The sequence below is a fragment of the Pseudoalteromonas sp. BSi20652 genome, from assembly GCF_000239855.1.
Lineage (GTDB): Bacteria > Pseudomonadota > Gammaproteobacteria > Enterobacterales > Alteromonadaceae > Pseudoalteromonas.
Genome location: NZ_BADT01000234.1, coordinates 1 through 23,426, shown reverse-complemented (window position 1 = coordinate 23,426; position 23,426 = coordinate 1). Strand labels below are relative to the sequence as shown.

The following is a 23,426-nucleotide window of genomic DNA, read 5'->3' as shown; positions in this document are numbered from 1 at the left end:
TAGCGCAGGTAACACTGCGCTATGATTAAACTTTTATAAACCTAATTTTTACTATCTAAAAATCCCCCTACTTCTTTACTCATTCTATCCACCAGCCATTTTTGTCCGCCATCGTACATATCGTTATGACGCGATTTTTCTATTAGTGTTTGTGTAACAGGAAACCTATCGAGCTCTGAATCGTTTAACAGCACATTCGCATCAGCTGGGTAATCACTACCGCGTAGAGTAAGTACGCGAATGTTTTTATTGCGCGGGATCAACATGCGGCGATGATCGAGCGTAATAATTTGGCTTACTTCATTGGGGTAAATAGAGCCATATAACGCTGAAATATCACCGCCGTTTGAGTGCCCAAATAAGGCGAGCTTTGTAAAATCATACGCTGGGTATTTACTCGATAGCTCATTAACTAAAAACTTAAGCGTCACTACGCCACGGTGCCAGTTTTCCATGCGAGTGGTTAAGTAAGGTTGCTCACGATTAAGGTCAGGGTCGGTTTTTAGTTCATGTGCAACGGCTATTGTTAAATATCCGCGCTGACTAAACGCATTACTGGCAAACGTATACCCGTTATGGCTAATCCCGTAACCTGCGTTAATAAACGCTACAGGGCATTTTACTTGTTCAGTGCACTTAGCATTGTTACTTGGTAGTGTGATATTGATAGGAATAGTGCGATTACGGCTTTCATCAGTTATAACGCCATCGTTTGCATAGCTTGTTGCGCCTATTACTGATGTGCTTATAACTGATGTACTTAGAGCTAGTGCGCTTAATATAAAAAGCTTTTTAAGTGTTTTTTGCATATTTAAACTTATATAAATTATTGTTTTTAATTAAAAATAATTTTACTTTATAGGTTTGCATTCTCTATTGTCAAACTATGCGATAATAGTCGCCATTGTTTAAATATATTTAGTAAAAGATCCAATAAATGAAATCATACAATAGCATTCAAGAACGTATAGAAATTTTAGAAGACAAACTAACGGCAATACATGACGAAATCGAAACACTAAAAACCCCTGCTAAAAACAACAATGAACGTATTATTTTTAAGTTTATTGAAACAGGCAGCACAGGTAAAACGAAGGATTTTGTTCGTGAGTTAGGTATTAAATCACCACGTGACGGTTTGTTTTCATCAGGTGACGTTACAAAACTAATTAAAGATGGCGCTGAAGATATTTCACCAGCGTTATTAGAAATAGCAAGACAACTTGCCAGTGCACGTAATAAAAATGGCCCTAGCCGTTAATTACGCAGTCACGCAGTATCTAGAAGCCCAGCCAAGCTGTCGCTTCTAGATATGTAATCATATTAAACTAAATTAATCACATAGTTCTATATTAAGGCTGGTAAGCAAATTAAGTGCTTCGAAGCGATCAAACTTAGCATTCGCTAAAGTATTATTATTCAAATCTATATGAAACGCTGTAGCACCTACAAAATCACATTTTGTTAAGTTAGTTTGGAAAAACTCACTATCGCGAAAATCTGTTCCTGTAAATTCACTACCGCTTAAATCTGCATGTCTAAAATCAACATTTTTGGCAAAGCAGTGTGTTAGTTTGAGGGCTTTGAGGGTTAATTCAAAAAAAGAACTATTACTGAGCTCGCAATAATTAAAACTCACCGGTGCGTTAATACTAAGCGCTGGCCAATCTACGTCAGTCCATTGCAGACTATTTAATTTACAGTGGCTAAAACTTACATTTTCAAGTGAACTGTAGTTCCATTTAAGTGACGATAAATTACAGTTTTTAAAACTGCATTCTATAAATCGACAATGTTTAAACTGCCCGCCTGAAAAGTCGCAATCGATAAAAGTACACGCTTCAAACTCAGAGCTTTCAATTAACTGATGTGTACAGTGTAAAGCATTAAATTGCTGATCAAAATACTGGTTATTATTACTTAACAACACAATTCACCTATTAATTTAACCAGCGTAGCCATTATTTTTAGGTAAATCTTTTTTGAGCGCAAGCACAGCGATAAAAATCAAACCAAATAGTGGAAATAGCGCTAAACAGCCACCCACAAAAGCTAAAGCACCCGGCATAGTACTTTTACGCTTACCTATTTTGTAGCTAATTACAGCAAAAACAGGGATACACAGCACAATAAGAAAAGCTAAAAATTCACCAAATAAGGTTGCATTGATCGACATAATAATTCCTTTTTCATCAGTTTGGTTAAAATACACTCTGCTACAAATTTAACCATAAAAAAACCCTTAAGCATATAACTTAAGGGTTTTTAAATTTAGCTCAAAAAAGCTAAACAAATATTACTCTTCGTTAGGTATCGCTTTTTCTACAACACTAATTGCAAGCTCAGCTAACGAATCAAGGTTAGGTTTGCTTGGCGCGTTGGTTAATAAACACGACGCTTGTGTTGTTTTAGGGAAAGCAATAACGTCACGAATGTTATCGGTACCACATAAAAGCATTGCTAAACGGTCAAGGCCAAATGCTAAACCAGCATGTGGTGGTGTGCCGTATTTAAGTGCATCAAGTAAAAAGCCAAACTTGTCTTGTTGCTCTTGCTCGTTAATACCTAAAATTCTAAATGCAGTTTCTTGCATATCTGCATTATGAATACGTACCGAACCACCACCCACTTCGTAGCCGTTTAATACCATATCGTAGGCATCTGAGATAGCAGCTGCTGGGTTTGCTTCAAGCTCACTGGCGTTAATGTCTTTTGGTGCAGTGAATGGATGATGTACAGCATGTAATGTGCCTTCGTCATCTTCTTCAAACATTGGGAAGTCTACAACCCAAAGTGGTGCCCAGCTATTAAGGTTAGTGATTTCTAAATCAACACCAATCTTAACGCGCAGTGCGCCCATTGCTTCGTTTACTGTGTTGCGCTTATCGGCACCAAATAAAATGATATCGCCAGACTGAGCATTAGTACGCTCAAGTAATTTAGTGATTACGTCTTCGCTTAAAAACTTAGCCACTGGTGATTGAACACCCTCAGCGCCTGCAGTGTGGTCGTTTACTTTCATCCACGCCATACCTTTAGCGCCGTAAATACCAATAAACTTAGTGTAATCGTCAAGTTGTTTACGAGAAAGCTTAGCGCCACCCGGTACAGTTAATACAGCAACACGACCTTTTTCATCGTTAGCCGGACCAGAGAAAACATTAAACTCTACGTCTTTAACTAAATCTGCAACATCGACCAATTTCATTGGGTTACGTAAATCTGGCTTATCAGAACCGTAAAGGCTCATTGCCTCGCTATAAGGCATGATTGGAAAATCGCCTAAATCAACGTTTAACAATGTTTGCCACATCTCGCGGATCATTTTTTCAGTCATACCACGTACTTGATCAGAGCTCATGAACGAGGTTTCTATATCAATTTGGGTAAATTCTGGTTGGCGATCGGCGCGTAAATCTTCATCACGGAAACATTTAACAATTTGGTAGTAACGGTCAAAACCCGACATCATCAACAATTGCTTAAACAACTGTGGAGACTGTGGTAATGCGTAAAAACTACCTTTATGAACGCGGCTTGGCACTAAGTAATCGCGCGCGCCTTCTGGCGTTGCTTTAGTAAGTACAGGTGTTTCGATGTCTAAAAAGCCGTTTTCATCTAAAAAGCGACGAACAAAGCTGCTTGCTTTAGCACGTAATTTAATACGGTCACTCATTTCTAGACGACGTAAATCTAGGTAACGGTATTTTAAACGACGCTCTTCTGAGTTTACTTGGTTAAAATCAAGTGGAAGCGGTTCAGAGCGGTTAATAATTGTAAGCTCTTTACCTAAAATTTCGATCTCCCCTGTTGCCATGTCTTTATTTACTTGGCTGTCTGGGCGTGCGCGAACAATACCTTTTAACTGAACACAAAATTCTTGGCGAAGTGTGTTAGCTGAACTCATTAACTCTTCAATGTCAGAGTCGAATACAACTTGTACTAAACCTTCTCTATCGCGTAAATCGACAAAGATAAGTCCACCAAGGTCACGTCGTTTGTTGATCCAGCCACATAGTTCAACTTCTTGATCTACGTGAGTTTTATTTAGCTGTCCGCAATATATAGAGCGCATAGTTTTCCTGTCAGATAAAAGGCTTAAACGGCTAAACTTATTTGTTTTAAGGCGTGTGATTTAAAAAACAGGTCACCACAATACAAATAAAGCAGCTAGCAATCTAAAAATAATCAAATTAAGCCCTGCATTATACCCAAGTAGTATCAAGATGCTAGGGCGTGTGTTTAGCTTTGTAATGTTAATTTGCAGCAACCACCGCATGTATTTGGTACACTTGCGCCACGAAGTAATTTATCAGCCATTTATATGTTATATATTGGATGCCCTCAGTGGTCGAGCAACGCATGGAAAGGCAATTTATTTTCAAGCCAGTGTAAAAACGCCGATATGCTTAGCCAATACGCACAACACTTTAACTCTGTTGAAGGCAATACCAGCTTTTACGCTGACCCATCGCCAAGCACCGTATTGCGCTGGGCAAACAGCGTACCCGACGATTTCAAATTTACGTTTAAGTTTACTCGTCGCTTTAGCCACGAGCTGCACCTAACTAATGTTCAAACCGAGCTTACTGATTGGCTTAACTTGTTCTCCCCTATTTTAGAAAAAACAGGGCAAATCATGCTGCAATTACCTAAAGCATTTGGCCCTGGTGACTTACCCAAACTCGCACAATTTATTAGCCTGTTACCAAAAGAGGTTAATTACGGTGTAGAGGTACGTCATACTGCGTTTTTTCAAAAGGGTGAAGCCGAAATAGCGCTTAATCAGTTATTAATGGCAAACAACATAAATCGCATATCGATGGATACTCGCGCCTTATTTGCGGTAAAACCAACAACCGAAGCGCTAATAGATGCACAGCAAAAAAAGCCGCATTTACCGGTACATGCCATTGCTACAAGCACGCAACCCATGGCGCGCTTTGTTATTGCCGATTTACAAAGCGACTATAAACCCTTTTATAAACCGTGGCTAAGCAAAGTAAAACAATGGCTTGATGAAGGAAAAACGCCTTATGTGTTTTTTCATACGGCAGATAACCGAGAAGCACCTTTATTAGCAAGGCAGTTTTGTAAGGACCTTGGTTATAATCACAAAGCATTAACCCCATTTACTGGCGAAAAAGAAGCCCACCAGCAAGCACTTTTTTAAAAGTAAAACGACAGAGAAATAATAATGAGTGAATACGCACGTTACTTTACCGGCTACCCAGCTAACATTGTTGAGCAAGTATTAAACCTTATAAATAACAATAAAGTATGCGACTACTTACTTAAAAAGTATCCGCAAGCACACACTATTACCAGCGATAAACTACTTTATAACTACGCAACTGAGCTTAAAAAACAGTATTTAAAAAACGCACCACCGTTTGGTCGTGCGGCGTTTAAAAAGCAAGGCGATATGGTCACCAACGCGCTTGGTACACATACGTATCGTATGCAAGGTAAAACCCGCAAACACGATTTAGCCATAAACAGCGACTTGCTCCGCGCTCCCGAGCCGTTATTAAAAGCGTTAGTGGTACACGAACTCGCCCACTTTAAAGAAAAAGACCATAACAAGGGCTTTTATCAACTTTGCTGCCATATGGAGCCGAGTTACCGCCAGCTAGAGTTAGATTTACGGATTTTTTGTGTGGCAGTCGCAATGGGAGAAAATCCTTATTTAAAATAAGGATTTTAGCGTTATTTAGCTGAGTGAAAACAGCGCCATGCTTAAGTTAATATTTCCTTCCATGCCCAAGCGATCATATCCAATCTCTTATCCACGTAAGCAGCTCACAACTTAACGCCTTGTCCTTAATAAAAACAAAAAAGTTTAAAACTACATAATTGCCCTACATTTGAGAACTACACTCTTAATAGTTAATTCTTTCTATGTACTCTTAATCTTTGGAGTTTTTAAATGATGAAAAATATCCATGCCATTTTACTCAGTGCACTGTGCTGTGTAACCTTAAGTGCCTGCAACGAGCAAAACAGCCAATCACTTAAACAATTAAACCTCAATGATTTTACTCTAACGAGCTCAAAAGTAAGTGATGGCGGTAATTTGCCTATTACTTATACGTGTGATGGACAAAGTATTAGCTCTCCACTTAACTGGAGTGGTGCACCTAACGCAACCAAATATTATGCATTAATTATGGATCATAAAGCGCCAGAGGGAATGCATTGGTATTGGACCATGTACAATATTGCCGCCGATAAAACGCAAATTAAAGCGGGCGAAACCCTCGGTGAAGTAGGCTCTAATAGCGTAAACGGTTTAAACCAATACGCGCCGCCTTGCTCTAAAGGCCCAGGTGAAAAAAGCTATACTTATACTGTGTACGCGTTATCTGCACCAGTTACATTTAATAGTGATACAAAAGTAGATCGCTCAGCATTACTCGCTGCTGTAAAAGATATTACGCTCGATACTGCAAGTATGACGGTTAAATACTCGCGAAGCGCCAGTAGCGCCGAGCAAAAACCGAATTCAAAACCAACACCAAACGAGCAACCAAAGCCTGACAAATCATATTTAACCGCTAACGTAAAATCACCTCGTTGCGATGCTATTACACAATCAGTGAGTAATGCAGGGTTTGATAAAAGCGTATCTGTTACGTGCGATGAACAATATGCCTATATTGCCTCATCTACTTACCCTGATCATGACGTAATGACTGGTATTACAGGTACTAACGAGCAAATACCCGTTCCAGCTAAAGACTATGGCGCACCTATAAAGCTAAATCCTAAAAAAGCAAAAACAATAACAACAATTGATGCAGCCGTAGGTGTTGCCGTTAATGGCGTACCAATATATGACTATTCTTCGCAAGGTGAACTGGACGTAAATAGCTACGATGAAAAACACGACACGTTAGCACTCGGACAGTTAGATATATGTGGCGGACACGCAGGACGGGGTGATGACTACCATTATCATGTATCGCCAACGTGTATGATTGACACAATGAAAAACCAAACAAGCGATGCCATTATTGGTTGGGCTTACGATGGTTACCCGCTGTATGGCAGTAAAAACCCAGACGGCAGTGCAATTGCCAAAGGTGACCTTGATGTATGTAACGGGCAAGCCGACGACACATTTGGCTATCGCTACCAAACATCAGCTACACCGCCGTATATTATTCAGTGCTTAGTAGGTGAAGTAGATACAGCAAAATTACCAAGAGTGGCACCACTGAGTGGCGATACTCAAGGTATAAGAGCCGACCTGCGCCCGCCACAAGGAGGCGTTGAAAACTTAACGCACGCAATCTCTGAAAATGGCAGCCGTACAATGAGCTATTCATACAAAGGCGAAAACTACTTTACTACCTACAGCCCTGCATCACAGGGAAAAGACTGCTATAGCTTTAAACAAAAAACCATCAGTAATGGTGGCAAGGTTCAAACAGGTACATTTTGTAGAGGCCCGCAACCAAATCACCTTACTCCAACAGTCACTAAGCAAAATACAAATCCTGCTATTACAGGCAAGCATAACTTAAAGCTAGAAGCATGGGCTGATAACTGGTTTACAGCCTACATAGGCGAGCAGTTACTTGTCGAAGATTCTGTGCCTATAACCACAGAGCGCTCATTTAATGCCGAAAGTATTACGTTTTCTGCAAACTACCCTATTGAGCTTAATTTAATAATTAAAGACTTTAAGCAAAACGACACTGGACTTGAATACATCGGTGCTAAAAATCAGCAAATGGGTGATGGCGGTTTTATTATGCAACTTACCGACACCGATACAAATAAAGTAGTTGCGGTAAGCAATAAAAGCTTTAAATGCGAAATACTTCACAAAGCGCCGCTCAACAAATTATGCGAAAGCGAATCAAACCCTGTCGCGGGCGAAGGCGTTTGTACGTTTATGTCAAAAGAAGCACCAACTAACTGGCTGCAAAGTAACTTTGACGATACTAATTGGGCTAATGCAGTAGAGCACAACTTTGCCGATGTAGGACCAAAAGACGGTTACGACGATATTAACTGGGATGAAAACGCAAAATTCATATGGGGCGAAGACTTAGAAACCGACAACACCCTTATTTGTAAAGCAACTATTGAGCAACCTCAATAAACAAAAAGGTCAACCGCTTCAATAAAAGGTAGTAATTATGTATTTTTTAAAAAATTAAAATGGCTAATGCTAGCGTGTATTTTAACAAGTATGAGCGCTCAAGTGAGCGCCCATGTATTAAAAAACACAACAGCCCAAGTGATTTTAAGAGACGGGCAAGTTGAGGTTAAAGTATTAACTAATGCTGAGCATTTAATTTCAGCGCTGCAAAGCGAGCAAGCATGGCTTATGGGCGATATTGATAAGCTTATGCCTACAAACTTAAGTGCAGAGCAACGAGAAGAGTTTGTAAAAAATGCACTTAAACAAAAAACGAGCTTACGTGTAAATCAGCAAGTTATCGTGTTTGAACGCGTCGCTTTTACCACCAGCAGCAACAACGAAGCGCACGACCTAGAAATTGTTTTTCAAGCGAAGCACACATTTACAACAGTAAATGAGCTTGCTATATCGTTCCCTAAAAGTTTAGGTGCAGTACACGCAAGCTTTGTAAAACCACAATATAAGTTACTGGGTGCTGGCGATACCGCAAAAATAAAGTTCTAGTCCAAATATCAACATACCTAAAAGCTTACTTAAAAAGGATTTTAGTAAGCAACGCCCTAAATACGCTAATTGTAGGCACATAATCAATATGCAATACTGCTTGGTACGTTAACACATGATTTTTACTATTTGCCAATCAGTGAAATTAATACATAAATTCTTTTTAGCTTTTTTTATCACTAATATCGCCCTTGTTGGACTTATGTTTGTGTTTATATACATGACCTTTTCGTCAGGGTTTAACGACTTTGTTGAACAAGAAGAAACAAAGCATGTAGCAATGGTGAAGCAGCAACTTATTGAGCTTTATAGTGAATTAGACAGTTGGCAACCCATTACGCAAAACACGCAATTATGGCGCTCTATTGTAGAGCCGCAAAAAAAGCCAGGCGAACCTAAAACGAATAAACACACAAGCACCCCACCCAAACCAAATAACAGCAATGCAACGCCCTCTTTATTGTGGGTACACTTACCTGCAGGTTCCCTTAAAACTGGGCAGCGTATAAGTTTATATGATCAAAATAAAAAGGTTGTTGTTGGTAGAGCTAATTTAAACGACAACCCACATATAGAACCTATTTTATTAAACAATAACGTTATAGGTTGGATAGGTTTAGTCCCTTCAAAGCTTGTGCAAAGTAGCCCAGCAAAAGCCTTTTTAGCAGCGCAATTTCATAACTATTTTATGATCACATTACTCGTTATTGCGCTCGCATTTATTATGGCTATTGTGTTATCTCGCCATTTAATAAAACCAATAAAGCAAATAGTAACTGGCACCGATGAGTTAACAAACGGAAATTTTGCCAGCAGAATATCCTCCTCTAGTAAAGATGAGCTAGGTACCCTATCCAACAATTTTAACGCCTTAGCCCACACGCTTGAGCAAAACCAACAAATGCGGTTTCAATGGGTGTCAGACACATCCCACGAATTAAGAACCCCACTTACCGTACTACGCTCGCATTTACTAGCCGTACAAGATGGCGTATTTACAGCCGATACAAAGCGCATTAGTTTACTCATAAACCAAGTAGATAATTTAAGTCACATTGTTGATGACCTAGCTCAACTAGCACATACAGATAGCGTTAATTTAACCTATAACAATGCGCGCATTGATTTAATAAACATTTTTGAGCAATCAATTGAAAACTACACCGCTCGCTTTAAAGAGCGTGAATTAAATGTAGACAGCAAAAGCTTAACCAAAGCCGGTAAATGCATAATAAATGGTGATAAAGAACGCCTTATACAATTATTTTCAAACCTGTTAGAAAACACCTGCAGATACACGCATAAAGGTGGGCAAGTAATAATACTTGCCAACAAAACGCCTAATAACATTGAGCTTATTTTACAAGACTCAGCCCCAAGTGTTTTACCAAACGACTTACAAAAATTGTTTGAGCGTTTTTATCGTGTTGAAAAATCTCGAAGCCGAGAGCACGGCGGCTCGGGCTTAGGACTTGCACTTTGCAAACAGATAGTAGAGGCACATGGCGGTCAAATATCGTTGCACAACTCACCACTCGGTGGGCTAGAGGTAAAAATAACGCTGACACTTTTAGGTTAAAATAATGGCATCACAAAAAATACTTATCGTTGAAGACGAAGAAAACATTGCCGAGGTACTTATTGCCTACGCTAAGCAACAAAATTACGAAACTGAGCACTTTAATAGTGGCAAAGGTGTAGTTAGTTTTGTAAAACAAAACGCAGTAGATTTAATACTTCTTGATTTAATGCTGCCAGATGTTGATGGCATAGAGCTATGTAAGCAAATAAGAGCCTTTTCAAGTCTGCCTATTATTATGCTTACCGCAAAAAGTGAGGAAATAGACCGCTTGCAGGGTTTAGAGATCGGCGCCGATGACTACATATGCAAACCCTTCAGCCCCAAAGAAGTTATAGCACGCATAAAAGCCGTACTAAGAAGGACCAGCCAGCCTAAAACCAACATCATCAATCATAATAATTTCCAATTACACAAAGACGATTACGAAGCACGCCTAAACGACAAAAGTATTGGCTTTACCGCCGTCGAGTTTAAAATATTTTTATTATTTATAAGCCACGTAGGGCGTGTTTTTACCCGCGAAGATATTATTAATAACGTATACAGCGACACAACCGACATATCCGATCGCAACATAGATACACATATTAAAAATATACGAAAAAAGATTAACGACATTCAAGCAGGGCTAAACCCAATAGCAGCGGTTTATAGTGTGGGTTATAAGTTTAAAGAGTAGGTTTACTTATTCAAATTAAACTAACATGACGAAAAAGCGCGATATAAATCGCGCTTTTATTTTAATCACTAATCTGATTGCTAACAGCTATCAACTAAAGATTGATGGCTGAGCAATCGTTGGATTTTGTTTCACTCAACCTACGTAGATAGACTTAAAGCCCTAAACCTGCCATAAAATCATCATCGCTATCGTCTTGCTCTACTGCGGTAGATGCTTTTTCTTTATCCGCTTTCTTTTTAGCTTCGTCCGCAATTATGTCGTCTGGATCTATTGCTTCTGCAATATCAAAGTCATGTAATTTAATAAACTCCGTTTTATCCATTGCTAATTCCAAGTAAAAATATTTTGTTTACTTGTGGTAAATGTTACGCGGCGGGCTTGTGGGCGATCCATCGTGGTATCTACCGATATTTGCACTTGCTTGTTTATTGCCATCATTTTTGGCTGGTTTTGTGTAATTGAAGTATGTAATTGCTCGCGCACTTTAGACGTAAAGTCGCCAACAATTTGGTTCATTAACTCGCCTAATACGTTTGATACATCGTCTGATAAATGGCTATGCGCTATTTCATCTTCTGGCATTCCCATGTTGCGCATGTAGTCGCCATAAATTTCCATCGCTGCTTGCGAAGTAAAGTTGGTAATTACGAGCCCAGTGAAACCGCCGTCAAATAAAACAAAGCAGCCAATATCTGGCCGCATACATGTTCGCGTTATTTTTTGCACCATGGCTGAGTAGCTAATACCATTACCGCTGGCTGATGTGAGTACACCTGTCACTGAATGACAAAGGGTTGCTAATATATCGTCGGTACTGATGACCTTACTTTTGCTCATTTAATCTTCTCTTTTGTACTTATTATTCATAATTCTAGTCAAGCTACTGAATTTATCACTGACTATCCAGTATAAAATGTTAAAATAGCACCATTATTTTCAAAGAGACTGCCTTCGTGACCATAAAAGACAGTATTTATGCCTCTGAGCAACAAGTAAAAGACTTTAGCTTTGATCAAAATGTAGTCGAAGTTTTTCCAGATATGATCCAGCGCTCTGTGCCTGGCTACGCAACTATTGTCAGTACAATGGGCAAACTTGCCGGTGAATACGCGCAAAGTAACTCAAATCTTTATGATTTAGGCTGCTCACTGGGTGCAGTAACACTCAGCATGCGACGAAATATTCGCACCGATAACTGCCATATAATAGCGGTAGATAACTCTCAAGCTATGGTTGAGCGTTGTAAGGTACATTTACAAGGTTTTAAATCAGATGTGCCTGTTACTGTTACTTTGGGCGATATTAACGAGCTTGAGATTCAAAACGCCTCAGTAGTGGCAATGAACTTTACGTTGCAGTTTATTCCACACGCGCAGCGCCAAGCCGTGCTTGAAAAAATATACGCTAATTTAAAACCTGGCGGCGTATTGCTCCTAAGCGAAAAAATTAAAGCGCAAAACGAGCAATGCGACAATTTATTGATTGATTTGCACCACGACTTTAAACGACACAATGGTTACTCTGAGCTTGAAATAAGCCAAAAGCGTACCGCCATCGAAAACGTTATGCGCCCAGATACACTAAGCGCTCACTTTACTCGCTTACAAGATATTGGTTTTAGCCAAACTCAAGTGTGGTATCAATGTTTTAATTTTTGCTCAATGGTAGCAATTAAATAAAGAGAGTCATCCATGTCTCAATGGTTTAACCAATTTTACGCATCTATTGCACAAAGCCCACTTAGTCACTGGCTAGAAACACTGCCTGCACAACTAAAACATTGGCAGAACGAGGCTAGCCATGGCGATTTACCTAAATGGCAAAAAGTACTTAAAAACTTGCCTGAGGTTTCAACAAGCCATGTTGATATTTCTACTAAGGTAGAAATTGGCGCGCCAGGGGAGATGAGTGATGGCGAGCAAAAGCAAGCCATGCATTTATTAAAACGCATGATGCCATGGCGCAAAGGCCCATTTAGTGTGCACGGTATTGAAATAGACACAGAGTGGCGCAGTGATTGGAAGTGGGACCGCCTGCTGCCTCATATTGAGCCATTAAAAGGCCGCACTGTTTTAGATATTGGTTGTGGCTCTGGTTATCATTTATGGCGTATGCGCGGTGAAGGTGCAGAATTTGTAGTGGGTATTGATCCGTCTGATTTATTTTTATGTCAGTTTCAGGCAATTAAACACTACAACCCAGACGAAAACGTGCATTTACTGCCACTAGGCGTGGAAGCATTACCCGAGCTTAAAGCGTTTGATACGGTTTTTTCGATGGGCGTACTTTATCATCGTCGCTCACCTATCGACTTTTTAGCGCAGTTAAAAGCGCAGCTTCGTCCAGGCGGCGAACTCGTACTGGAAACCCTAGTAATTGAAGGCGATGAAAATACAGTACTAGTCCCTACTGATCGCTACGCTAAAATGCGCAACGTGTGGTTTATACCAAGTACTGCAGCATTAAAACTGTGGATGGAACGCGTTGGCTTTAAAGATGTGCAAATAAAAGATTGCGCTATTACCACGCTTGAAGAACAACGCAAAACCGATTGGATGGAAAACGAATCGTTAATCGACTTTTTAGATCCAAACGATACAAGTAAAACAATTGAAGGCTACCCTGCTCCACTTAGAGCTATATTAACCGCAAAAGCATAGCGGTTAATTTAATGCCTTTAATACTTAAAAAACGCCTACGGGCGTTTTTTTGTTTATTTAAACAACAGACAGCGGACAAGTGTCCTTGTTAATTATTTCAAAACTACATTTACGCTGGCCGCGACCTTGCAATTGTTGTAAAATACGCGCGTTTCTAAGTAACCCAAAACAACTATTTTGAGGAAAACCTGTGAGCGAACAAAAACAGTCTCTAAGCTATAAAGACGCGGGCGTAGATATCGACGCTGGTAATGCACTTGTTGAGCGTATTAAAGGCGTAGTTAAAAAAACTCGTCGTCCTGAAGTAATGGGCGGAATTGGTGGTTTTGGCGCACTTTGCGAAATTCCTGAAGGCTACAAGCAACCAGTATTAGTTGCAGGCACAGATGGCGTTGGTACTAAACTACGTTTAGCAATCGACTTAAAAAACACGATACGGTTGGTATTGATTTAGTTGCAATGTGTGTAAACGACTTAATTGTTCAAGGTGCTGAACCCCTGTTTTTTCTAGATTACTATGCAACTGGTAAACTAGATGTAGACACAGCAGCTGACGTAGTGACAGGTATTGGCAAAGGTTGTGAAATTTCAGGTTGTGCCCTAATTGGTGGCGAAACAGCTGAAATGCCAGGTATGTATGATGGTGAAGACTACGACATGGCAGGCTTTTGTACAGGCGTTGTAGAAAAATCAAAAATTATTGATGGCACAAAAGTAGCCGCAGGCGATCAGCTTATTGCACTTGCTTCAAGCGGCCCTCATTCAAATGGCTTCTCTTTAATTCGTAAAGTACTTGAAGTGTCAAAAGCTGATACCAGCGCTGACTTTGAAGGTAAAACTTTAGGCGAAACTTTACTTGAGCCTACGCGTATTTACGTAAAACCTTTACTCGAGTTATTCAAAAACGTTGACGTACATGCGCTTTCGCATATTACTGGCGGCGGTTTTTGGGAAAACATTCCACGTGTATTACCCGCTTCAGCAAAAGCTGTAGTTAAAGGTGATAGCTGGCAGTGGCCACCAATTTTTAATTGGTTACAAGAAAACGGCAATATTACTACACACGAAATGTACCGTACATTTAACTGTGGTGTAGGCATGGTTTTAGTAGTCCCTGCAGACAAACTTGAGCAAAGCTTAACAATGCTAAAAGACTTGGGCGAAAATGCATGGCACCTTGGTGAAATTCAAGATGCAGCAGTTGGCGAAGAGCAAGTTGAAATTGTAGGTGGTGCTAAGTAATGGCACCGACTCGTCTGGTAGTTTTAATCTCAGGTAGTGGCTCTAATTTACAAGCCATCATAGATGCCTGCGAACGTGGCGAGATAAACGGACATATAGCGGCTGTTATTAGTAATAAAGCAGACGCTTATGGCCTAGAGCGTGCAAAACAAGCTGGTATTGCTACAAAAGTGCTCAGTCATAAAGATTTTGACTCGCGCGAAGCGTACGATGCGCAATTAATGAACGTTATCGACTCTTTTATGCCAAATCTAGTTGTATTAGCTGGGTTTATGCGTATTCTTACTCCTGGCTTAGTGCAAAAATATGTTGGAAAAATGTTGAACATTCATCCATCTTTGTTGCCTAAGTATCAGGGGCTGAATACCCACCAAAGAGCAATTGATGCAAAAGACGATGTTCATGGCGTAAGTGTTCACTTTGTTACTGAAGAATTAGACGGCGGTCCCGTTATTCTTCAGGCGCAAATACCTGTACTCAAGGATGATACAGCAGACACATTAGCAAAACGCGTGCATGAGCAAGAGCATATAATTTATCCTTTGGTGGTCAAGTGGTTCAGTGAACACAGACTTACTATGGAAGCAGATTATGCAGTTCTTGACAAAAAACAACTTCCTGCACACGGCGCGCACTACTCACAATAAAAAAATAAGTGCCCTGTTGCTATGTGCGGGCGCTTTACTTCCAACTAGCCTAATTGCAGGCGAATTGACCCAATATCAAGCTAACTACGATATTTTACGCAAAGGTAAAAATCATGGTGAGGCTGTTCGTGAGCTCAAAAAAATGGGCGACGATACTTATGAACTAACATACCACAGCAATATTGAGTGGATGATTTTCTCTGATTCTCGTGAAGAAACATCACAGTTTACCTTTAAAGATGGCAAGGTTACCCCGCATCATTACAATATGATCCGCACCGGTACAGGCCCAGATAAAGATTATAAAATTGATTTTGATACGACAAATAAAGTAGTGACTAGTAGCGTCAGCGAATACCCACTTAAATGCGAATGGACTGATGAATTTCAGGATGCTATTTCATACCAAGTGCAAGTGCGCGAAGGATTGAAAAAAGGCGAAACAAGTTTTTCATTCCCGCTCATAGACAAAAAAGGTAACCGCCGCGACTACAACTTTGAAGTTGTAGAAAAAGAGATGATCTCCCTACCTATCGGTAATGTAGAAGCCATTAAAGTAAAACGTTTATACGATAATGATAAACGCCAAGCAATTGCGTGGTTTGCACCAGAAATGGATTACATGCTGGTACGTATGTGGAAAGGCGAAAAAGGTATGGAGCAGTTTGAAGTTCAAATGAATTCATTTACTGTTACTGCACCAACAGCTATTGCGCCTGCAACAGCACAACAACCTCAAGAAGCTAACTAAATTTAATTAAACCAAAGGACCTGTTGACCTTTCAGGATTAAAATTTGTTCAACCTAGGGGCTATTTAATCGCGGCGCGAGGTTTGTAACCTAGTGGGCTAAGTAAAAACCGAGCAACAAAGAGTAGATAGCCCCTAGGCAGAACCCTTCGGACAGCGCATGTTTGGCATTTATGCAACGTTATCGCCTATTTATGGGGAATAACCACACTACATAGGCTCTGCCTTGCCTAAATACCAAACAGTCTGCTGCAAATTTAACCTCGAAAGATAAACAGGTCCTGATATTTAAAATAGGTGGGCTAAATTAGCTCACCCATTTTAAACAAAGCAAATTCCCCCGGCTCCATTTTTTTCCAGCGTTCATCGTTTGTAAGCGGCCTTGTAGCTATAACTGTTACCACATCGTTTGGAGTTGTCTCTTGTTGAAAATCAACCACCATGTCGGCATCAATCAACGTTGCTTTACCAAATGGCGCACGGCGCGTTATGTAATGTAAGTTATTAGTGCAATACGCTAAAACAAACACCCCGTCGGTCAATAACATATTAAACACCCCTTTTTCACGTAACGTATGCGAAAGCTTCGCGGCGTATCTAAAAACCGACGCCATATTACTTGGACGCTTTGGGTATTTTTCACGAATTTTATCAAGTAACCAACAAAAAGCGAGTTCGCTATCGGTGTTACCTACTGGACGATAGTACTGCGGTTTTAAATCATGATAATTAGATAGCTGCCCGTTATGAGCGTAAGTAAGCTCGCGCCCCCATAACTCTCGCGTAAAAGGATGAGTATTTTCAAGGCATACTCTCCCGCGGTTACCTTGGCGAATATGGCTAATAACCGAGACACTTTTAATGGGGTATGCTTTGACGAACTTTGCAATTTCAGATTGATAGCTCGGCTGCGGATCTTTAAAGGTTCTACAGCCTTTACCTTCGTAAAATGTAATACCCCAACCATCTTTATGTGGTCCCGTGTTCCCGCCACGCTCTAAAAGGCCTGAAAAACTAAAACAAATATCGGTAGGCACATTGGCTGACATGCCAAGTAATTCACACATTAATAAAATAACCCTTAAAAACCATACATTAAAATAAATGGCGTTATAGTTGTGTATTAAGCGTACACTAATTTGCAGCCCGCTATAACAACTATACTTACTTAAAAAGTGTCATTTTGCTATTAGATTTATTTATTTTTACGTTAACACTACTTACGGCTAACGCTTTGACTATACTATAGTAATTAAGCCCTCCTCTGCCGGGTAATTAAATATAATATTTAAGTTACTATCTACTACAATTTAACATCGTTATGTACTTGAAAATTACTGTTACTAGCGCTACTCTAAGTGAGGTGGTCTGACCTCTATTAAGGAATAAAAATGACACTCATATTTACACTGGTATTAATCGCGCTGCTTTGCACAGCGGTTTACCACAGAGCAAGTTGGAACACAGCACTTGGTGTTTCGGCTATAACTTTATTAATTGGTACCTTTGCGGGTGCTTTTGGTTTAATTAGCTGGTTGATCTTTTTGATCATCGCGGTTCCTCTTTCTGTTACTGGCCTTCGTCAGCAATATATCATCAAGCCTATTTTTGCTACGTTTAAAAAAGTAACGCCAAGCATGTCTGATACTGAAAAATCAGCTATTGATGCCGGTACGACGTGGTGGGAAGCTGACTTATTTTGCGGTAACCCAGATTGGAAAAAACTTCACCAATACCCAGTTCCTAAACTTACTATTGAAGAGCAAGCCTTTGTTGATGGCCCTGTTGAAGTAGTTTGTAGCATGTTGGACGATTGGGAAGCAACGCACGAGTTAACCGACCTTCCTCAAGATGTATGGCAATATCTAAAAGATAATAAATTCTTTGCCATGATCATTAAAAAAGAATACGGCGGTTTAGAGTTTTCTGCATTTGCACAGTCTTGTGTACTTCAAAAACTGACAAGTAAATCAACATTACTTTCGTCAATTGTTGGTGTACCGAACTCTTTAGGCCCAGGTGAATTATTACAGCACTATGGTACAAAAGAGCAAAAAGATCATTACTTACCGCGCCTAGCGAGCGGTCAAGAAATTCCATGTTTTGCGTTAACGTCGCCAGAAGCGGGTTCTGATGCAAGCTCAATTCCAGACTACGGTGTGGTATGTAAAGGGCAATGGAATGGTGAAGAGGTTGTGGGTGTTAGTTTAACGTGGAATAAGCGTTACATTACACTTGCCCCAGTGGCTACCGTACTTGGTCTTGCGTTTAAGTTACAAGATCCAGATGGCCTAATTGGCGACAATAAAGAGCCAGGCATTACCTGTGCACTTATTCCAACGGACACTCCTGGAGTTGAAATTGGTCGTCGACATTTCCCGCTAAACGTACCATTTCAAAATGGTCCTACTCGCGGTAAAGATATTTTCGTACCACTTGATTATATTATTGGTGGTCCAGATATGGCTGGTCAAGGCTGGCGCATGCTGGTTGAGTGTTTATCGGTTGGTCGTGCAATTACATTGCCGTCAAACTCTGCCGGTGGCATTAAAATGATTGCCGTTGCAACGGGTGCGTATAGCCGTATTCGTCGTCAGTTCCGTTTACCTATTGGTAAAATGGAAGGTGTTGAAGAGTCACTAGCAAAACTTGCTGGTTACGCTTACAGCTCTGATGCTGCGGTTAGTATGTCTACGGGTGCTGTTGATTTAGGCGAAAAGCCATCGGTTGTTTCTGCCATTATTAAATACCACCTGACAGAGCAAATGCGTGATGCAACTATTCATGCAATGGATGTACTTGGCGGTAAGGGCATCATGCTTGGGCCAAATAACTATTTAGGTCGTGGCTATCAAGGTGCACCTATTGCCATTACCGTTGAAGGTGCAAACATCTTGACCCGTAATATGATTATTTATGGTCAAGGTGCAATTCGCTGTCATCCATTTGTACTTACCGAGCTTGGTGCGTGCGAAATTGAAGACCGCGAAGAAGCGCTTAATGTATTTGATAAAGCGTTAATGGGTCATATTGGTTTTACCATGTCGAACCTGGTACGTACTAAGTGGCTTGCACTTACCGGTGCTCGTTTTACAAGTGTGCCATACAACGACGAAACCGCTGAGTTTTACCGTATAGCTTCACGCTTTAGTGCATCACTTGCTCTTATGTCAGACATTAGCATGGCAGTATTTGGTGGTTCACTAAAACGTAAAGAACGTATTTCAGCACGTTTAGGTGACTTACTTAGTTACTTATATTTAGTGTCTGCAACGCTTAAGCGTTACAACGATGAAGGCCGTAAAAAAGAAGATTTTGCGCTAGTAAAATGGAGTTGCCAAGATCACCTTTATCATTGCCAACGTGCACTTGCTGATTTAATTAATAACATGCCTTCGGCTCCACTACGCGCCGTGTTAAAAGTATTGTTATTCCCGTTTGGTCGCCCGGTTCGTAAACCAACTGACCAACTTGAGCATAAACTTGCGCAACTACTACAAGTACCTAGCGAAACGCGTAACCGTTTAGCAAGCTATGTATACTTAACAAATGAGCCGCTTAACCTTGTAGGTCGTCAAGAACAAACGCTTAAAGACGTACTTGCTGTTGAGCCATTATTTGACCGTGTATGCAAAGAAAAAGGTCTTAAACTGCCATTCTTCCAGCTTGATAAAGTAGCGCAAATGGGACTTGAAGCAGGCATTTTAAGCCAAGCAGAGGCTGATAAACTAGCTGCTGTTGAGCAATCTCGTTTAGATGTTATTAACGTTGATGACTTCGACCCTGCTGACTTACTTGCAGGCAAAGCCGCGCGTAATAGCGTTAAAAAAGAAGCTGATGCCGCTTAACTAATTTAGTAAAGCAAGCAGCCCAGCTGTAAAAGCAATCCAAACCAGCGCATAATGCGCTGGTTTTTTTTGTGCAAGGTAAACCTGTAATACACACCACATATTTCCAATGACAAATAATACACTATGAGAGTGACCAAAAATAACGCTATAACTTATTGTGGCTACTAAAAACAGCAATATGCTAGGTAAAAACTGGCTAATATAAAAGGCGCGTTCTCGCTCGCATGTTTTAAAAAATAATCGATACTGCTCATACACCCTACCGCAATCAAATTGCAATGAACTACTAAAAAGCACAATAAAAGCCATGGCTAATATCACAAGTATAGCTACTAAATCAGCACGTTCGTTTATTAGCGCAGCTGATGCCATGAATACACATAAAAGTAGCGACACGCGCCAAACAAGTGTCCAACGATGGTTTAGTAAATAACAAAACCAAAAGCCAAATAATGAACTTACTGCAATACGCCCGTTAACATTAACCACGGGGACAAAAAGACTCAGCGCAAACAGTAAAGCAAAGCTCATATGATAAGTGAGCGGTTGCATATGAATAGGAACCAGCACTAATATCGTGCTAAATAAAAAGCCATATACCAGTGCGCTGGGTTTATATAAACACAAAACGCCCAAGCTAAACTGCAGCAACATAAATACAATAAAATGCGGTACTTTAACCCATTGTGACAGTGTTAAATCCAGCGCAATTAATACACTGGCTATTAGCCAACCATTACTTAAAGTTAATAATTTAATATCGACTAAATATAACCAAACTGATCGCGCAATAGTGCGCTGAAATAACCGCTGGTGACTATTTTTAATCGCTGATTTCATTGCGCTAAGCATCACGCTTTGTAGTAACAAATAAAATAACGCCATTTGTGCGCCGTATTGGGGTGCTGAGCTACTGTCTATAATTTTTCCTAGGCCTAAAAAAAGTAGTAATATCAAACCCAACACTGACGAGCCTAGCACCACTAAAAATAACAACCCAAAGCTTTTCAGTTGTAACAATAATTGCTTAAGCTCTAGCTGATAAGCCAAATACCGATAACCCATAAATACTCTATATTGGGTTAATGAGTGTTTACTAAAAGCAATATTCATAACGAGATGCACTCAAAACCCTGTTCAACAAACGGCGCAGGCTCGTGGCAAGTAATAATAATTTGTCCGTTTGGTTTATCTGCTAAGTAGAAGTCAAGTAAGTAGAGAAGATATTGGATACTCGTTTGATCAAGAGCTGCGCTAGGCTCATCAAGTAATAGATAAGGTGCTTTGCGCATTAACGCTAAAATTAACTGGCACTTTTTTTGATTGCCAGATGACAATGCATCAAAACGCGTATTTAGAAATTCACTAAAATTAAAACCGCTAATAACCGCCTCAGGCCATTGGCAACCCAGTGTACTAACAGATAAATGTATAATTTGCCGGGCAGTTAGAAACTCTGGTAACGCAATACGGTCAGTAGCAAGGGCGACCTCTTTACCTAGCTCTTTAGCCGTTTTTCCTGCAAATAAAAATGTACCACTTTGCGGCTTTTCAAGCCCCGCTAGCATCATAAGTAACGTGGTTTTACCTTGACCGTTAGGTGCATCAATACACACTTTTTGGCTACTAAACACTTTGTTGTAATCACGGTAAACCACGTTGTCAGAAAACTGCTTATTTAAGCCAATCACTTCAATCATAAAATATCCCTTTAAATTTGCATGACATTATAAGTAGACTTTTCTTTGAAATAAAACCATTGAGATCGTTTTTGAAACAACACTAATGATAAAAATAGCTTCACTCCTTAATAGTAATAGAGCTTTGTTAGCAAAGATGAAACAGTTTAAGAAGCTCTGAAACCACCTCTGTCATCAATAGCGACTTACCCTACCGTTTTCACACTAAAGATAAGTTTTAACAGCTACGGTGTTATGGCTTAGCCTCAAGCCAATATAAACTGTTTTAAAAAGCAATTTTAATATCACTCTTGAATATTTTATGTATTAGCGCCTGATCAGGTAAATAGTATAATTGCAGATGCAATTGCAAAAAGGGCACATTCTCCCTAGCCTAATAGATAAGCTTGGAAGGTTTTGCTTATAAAATAACGAGAGCCCACGAAGCGGTGGGCTAAACTGAAAGTTAAACTGCGTATTTTTAACTTAAAACTTATTGTGGATGGCGTGTTAATTTTGGCTCAAATACAGCGAACACCAAACCAAATACAGCGGCAAATATGCCGATAAACTCAAGCCAACTATTGCCCGCGTGTGACATGGTCCGCGAGAGTTCATTTGCATTATAAACACGTTTACCTCCCTCAACCTCTTCGACAAATGATTCACCGACATACTCATCCATTAACTTAAAACTTGGTACCCTTCTGGCCAGCATTTCCCGATTTTTTTCCTCTCTTTTCTCTCGGCTTGACTCAATTATATAATTGCTCCAATGAGTAAAAACATTCAGAGGTTCATCTGTTTTGATCACACCCGTTGATTTGTATTCGTAAAAGCGTTCATTGAACACATAGTTTTTATGTCCTGCATAAAATAATGCACAGCCAAAAGCAATCAAAAACATAGCGAGGTATATAATTTTACGCTGTGCGGCTGAGCTCTTTACAGCTTTACTTTTAAACCACAGCTCTACATCGGGTATTTGCATGAGTCGTGTTTTGTCATGGCTAGATACGAGGGGCTCCATAAACTCATCAATTGAAAGCGCTAATGCTATCAGTAGAGATCTAAATATTTCATTCGATGGGATAGATTTATCGTTTTCAAGTTTGGATATATATACCCAAGCCACCTCAAGGTGCAGAATTCAGCGTTTCACAGGGGCTTAATATCAAGGCGTTACTTTGCAAAAATGGCAATCCCTTTTAAGAAGTAACAACGATGAAAGTAAGTGCCTGTGAAACGCCCTATGGGTTGGTTTAAAAGCGATTTATACTGCGTTATTGATTTTAACAATAGAACCACTATTACTTGCAATCAATGCCTTGCCTAAATCGCTTTTAATTCCAACTGAAACTCGCATCTTGAGGTGGTTTGGGTATAGCTTTGCTCTATACCCACTTGCTGGGCAAATTCAGGCTGACTCAGTTTTTTGTCATTTCGTAGCTGCTTTAATTGTTGACCTAATGTACTCATCTTAATGCTTCCTTTTTTAAAGTGAGATTAGATTCTTGGTAATTCATGCAGATATGAGAAGCTGAATATTAAAGAATAAGCAGGAATATTAGCAGGTTAGTACAAAAGAGTCGAGACGATAGCTGATAGCCAAAGAATGTTTTACTAAATTATTTAATCAAGGATTTTATAAACTTGTTATTGAGGAAATAACAAG

21 protein-coding genes and 2 pseudogenes are annotated in these 23,426 nt (G+C 39.9%); 13 read left to right on the top strand and 10 right to left on the bottom strand.

The window, feature by feature from the left end; translation table 11 throughout:
• Positions 1-41: 41 nt before the first annotated feature.
• Complete coding sequence (locus P20652_RS01125) at positions 42-809, bottom strand: alpha/beta hydrolase (RefSeq protein ID WP_008172582.1); 768 nt, start codon at positions 807-809, stop codon at positions 42-44.
• A gap of 128 nt (positions 810-937) precedes the next feature.
• Here P20652_RS01125 and P20652_RS01130 point away from each other — a divergent pair, with 128 nt between their 5' ends.
• A complete protein-coding gene (locus P20652_RS01130; RefSeq protein WP_002959968.1) occupies positions 938-1,261 on the top strand; it encodes a hypothetical protein in 324 nt (107 codons plus the stop codon).
• Between the two features lie 72 nt (positions 1,262-1,333).
• Here the strand turns inward: P20652_RS01130 and P20652_RS01135 are convergent, their stop codons facing one another.
• From P20652_RS01135 to aspS, 3 genes are all read right to left on the bottom strand, one after another.
• Positions 1,334-1,930, bottom strand: a complete 597-nt coding sequence (locus P20652_RS01135; RefSeq protein WP_033018139.1) for a pentapeptide repeat-containing protein — start codon at positions 1,928-1,930, stop codon at positions 1,334-1,336.
• A gap of 15 nt (positions 1,931-1,945) precedes the next feature.
• Entirely contained in the window at positions 1,946-2,176 is a 231-nt protein-coding gene (locus tag P20652_RS01140) for a hypothetical protein (protein WP_008172579.1), read from the bottom strand.
• A gap of 120 nt (positions 2,177-2,296) precedes the next feature.
• Positions 2,297-4,075, bottom strand: coding sequence for an aspartate--tRNA ligase (gene aspS / locus P20652_RS01145; RefSeq protein WP_008172577.1), 1,779 nt, complete (start codon positions 4,073-4,075; stop codon positions 2,297-2,299).
• Positions 4,076-4,324: 249 nt separating this feature from the next.
• Between aspS and P20652_RS01150 the strand changes: the two genes are divergently transcribed.
• The 6 genes from P20652_RS01150 to P20652_RS01175 all read left to right on the top strand — a co-directional run bounded on the left by P20652_RS01150 (position 4,325) and on the right by P20652_RS01175 (position 10,920).
• On the top strand, positions 4,325-5,173 hold the full coding sequence (locus tag P20652_RS01150; protein ID WP_033018145.1) for a DUF72 domain-containing protein: 849 nt from the start codon (positions 4,325-4,327) through the stop codon (positions 5,171-5,173).
• Positions 5,174-5,197: 24 nt separating this feature from the next.
• Positions 5,198-5,698 (top strand): M48 family metallopeptidase, encoded by a 501-nt coding sequence (locus tag P20652_RS01155; RefSeq protein WP_008172574.1) that lies wholly within the window; start codon positions 5,198-5,200, stop codon positions 5,696-5,698.
• A 231-nt stretch (positions 5,699-5,929) separates the two neighbouring features.
• Positions 5,930-8,113, top strand: a complete 2,184-nt coding sequence (locus tag P20652_RS01160; protein ID WP_008172573.1) for a YHYH protein — start codon at positions 5,930-5,932, stop codon at positions 8,111-8,113.
• Positions 8,114-8,203: 90 nt separating this feature from the next.
• Positions 8,204-8,659, top strand: coding sequence for a hypothetical protein (locus tag P20652_RS01165; protein ID WP_237707162.1), 456 nt, complete (start codon positions 8,204-8,206; stop codon positions 8,657-8,659).
• Between the two features lie 202 nt (positions 8,660-8,861).
• Positions 8,862-10,238, top strand: coding sequence for an ATP-binding protein (locus tag P20652_RS01170; RefSeq protein ID WP_237707161.1), 1,377 nt, complete (start codon positions 8,862-8,864; stop codon positions 10,236-10,238).
• Between the two features lie 4 nt (positions 10,239-10,242).
• Positions 10,243-10,920: a response regulator gene (locus P20652_RS01175; protein ID WP_008172568.1), complete on the top strand. Its 678-nt coding sequence runs from the start codon at positions 10,243-10,245 to the stop codon at positions 10,918-10,920.
• 154 nt (positions 10,921-11,074) lie between these two features.
• Here the strand turns inward: P20652_RS01175 and P20652_RS19210 are convergent.
• A pseudogene (locus P20652_RS19210) lies at positions 11,075-11,760 on the bottom strand (DUF3334 family protein).
• Between the two features lie 116 nt (positions 11,761-11,876).
• Here P20652_RS19210 and cmoA point away from each other — a divergent pair.
• The 5 genes and pseudogenes from cmoA (at position 11,877) to P20652_RS01195 (ending at position 16,223) form a co-directional block, all read left to right on the top strand.
• Positions 11,877-12,602 (top strand): carboxy-S-adenosyl-L-methionine synthase CmoA, encoded by a 726-nt coding sequence (gene cmoA / locus P20652_RS01180; RefSeq protein WP_008172562.1) that lies wholly within the window; start codon positions 11,877-11,879, stop codon positions 12,600-12,602.
• A gap of 12 nt (positions 12,603-12,614) precedes the next feature.
• Complete coding sequence (gene cmoB, locus P20652_RS01185) at positions 12,615-13,583, top strand: tRNA 5-methoxyuridine(34)/uridine 5-oxyacetic acid(34) synthase CmoB (RefSeq protein WP_008172560.1); 969 nt, start codon at positions 12,615-12,617, stop codon at positions 13,581-13,583.
• Positions 13,584-13,773: 190 nt separating this feature from the next.
• Positions 13,774-14,825, top strand: a pseudogene (gene purM, locus P20652_RS19205) (phosphoribosylformylglycinamidine cyclo-ligase).
• The gene (gene purN / locus P20652_RS01190) at positions 14,825-15,472 is read left to right on the top strand and encodes a phosphoribosylglycinamide formyltransferase (RefSeq protein WP_008172555.1); all 648 of its coding nucleotides are present in this window, start codon (positions 14,825-14,827) and stop codon (positions 15,470-15,472) included. The pseudogene purM and the gene purN overlap by 1 nt, the downstream one beginning before the upstream one ends.
• A 16-nt stretch (positions 15,473-15,488) precedes the next feature.
• Positions 15,489-16,223 (top strand): DUF3108 domain-containing protein, encoded by a 735-nt coding sequence (locus tag P20652_RS01195; protein ID WP_008172553.1) that lies wholly within the window; start codon positions 15,489-15,491, stop codon positions 16,221-16,223.
• Positions 16,224-16,523: 300 nt separating this feature from the next.
• On the opposite strand, the gene P20652_RS01200 is transcribed toward P20652_RS01195, so the two are convergent.
• Positions 16,524-17,288: a class II glutamine amidotransferase gene (locus tag P20652_RS01200; protein ID WP_008172551.1), complete on the bottom strand. Its 765-nt coding sequence runs from the start codon at positions 17,286-17,288 to the stop codon at positions 16,524-16,526.
• A 324-nt stretch (positions 17,289-17,612) separates the two neighbouring features.
• Here P20652_RS01200 and fadE point away from each other — a divergent pair, with 324 nt between their 5' ends.
• On the top strand, positions 17,613-20,069 hold the full coding sequence (fadE, locus tag P20652_RS01205) for an acyl-CoA dehydrogenase FadE (protein ID WP_008172549.1): 2,457 nt from the start codon (positions 17,613-17,615) through the stop codon (positions 20,067-20,069).
• Here fadE and P20652_RS01210 read toward each other — a convergent pair whose 3' ends face one another.
• From P20652_RS01210 to P20652_RS20305, 4 genes are all read right to left on the bottom strand, one after another.
• Positions 20,070-21,185 carry a DUF6136 family protein gene (locus tag P20652_RS01210; protein WP_008172547.1) on the bottom strand — a complete coding sequence of 372 codons (1,116 nt, stop codon included), beginning with the start codon at positions 21,183-21,185 and terminating at the stop codon, positions 20,070-20,072.
• Positions 21,182-21,772 (bottom strand): ATP-binding cassette domain-containing protein, encoded by a 591-nt coding sequence (locus tag P20652_RS01215; protein ID WP_008172545.1) that lies wholly within the window; start codon positions 21,770-21,772, stop codon positions 21,182-21,184. Before P20652_RS01215 ends, P20652_RS01210 begins: the two co-directional genes overlap by 4 nt.
• 472 nt (positions 21,773-22,244) lie before the next feature.
• Complete coding sequence (locus P20652_RS19200; RefSeq protein WP_237707160.1) at positions 22,245-22,742, bottom strand: transcriptional regulator; 498 nt, start codon at positions 22,740-22,742, stop codon at positions 22,245-22,247.
• 341 nt (positions 22,743-23,083) lie between these two features.
• A complete protein-coding gene (locus P20652_RS20305; RefSeq protein WP_008172538.1) occupies positions 23,084-23,230 on the bottom strand; it encodes a helix-turn-helix transcriptional regulator in 147 nt (48 codons plus the stop codon).
• Between the last annotated feature and the right edge of the window lie 196 nt (positions 23,231-23,426).